This window comes from Streptomyces sp. NRRL S-495 (assembly GCF_000966955.1).
In the GTDB taxonomy this organism is placed as follows: domain Bacteria; phylum Actinomycetota; class Actinomycetes; order Streptomycetales; family Streptomycetaceae; genus Kitasatospora; species Kitasatospora purpeofusca.
In genome coordinates this window covers 1-379 of sequence record NZ_JZWY01000062.1, presented here as the reverse complement: position 1 = coordinate 379, position 379 = coordinate 1, and the positions used below count along the sequence as shown (strand labels likewise).

Here is a 379-nt window from a genome sequence, read left to right as displayed (position 1 = left end):
TCCAGCAGCCGGGTCGGGCCGTTGGCGACGAAGGTCGACGCGGCCTTGTCGAGCGTGAAGTAGCCGGCGAGGTCGGCGATGACGTCGGTGGTGCCGACATGGTTGAAGAAGGCCACCCGGCCGTCGGAGCCGACCGGGACGGTGACCTGGTTGGGCACGGTCTGGCCGGGCGAGAAGTTCAGGTTGGAGGTGGTGGGGCGGACCCCGCCGGGAGCGTAGACCGCCAGGTAGCTGTCGCCGGTCGGGTTGGTGACGGTGACGTTGAGGACCACCGCGGTCGGCCTGACCGAGGGGTTCCCGGAGACCTCGGAGACGTCCAGGATCAACGGGCTCTGCCCGACGGGCCGGACGTCGCCGCCGGTGCCGATGCCCTCACGGG

1 pseudogene is annotated in these 379 nt (G+C 71.0%); it reads right to left on the bottom strand.

What is annotated here, in order from left to right:
- A pseudogene (locus tag VR45_RS04580) lies at positions 1 to 379 on the bottom strand (hypothetical protein); the annotation flags it as partial.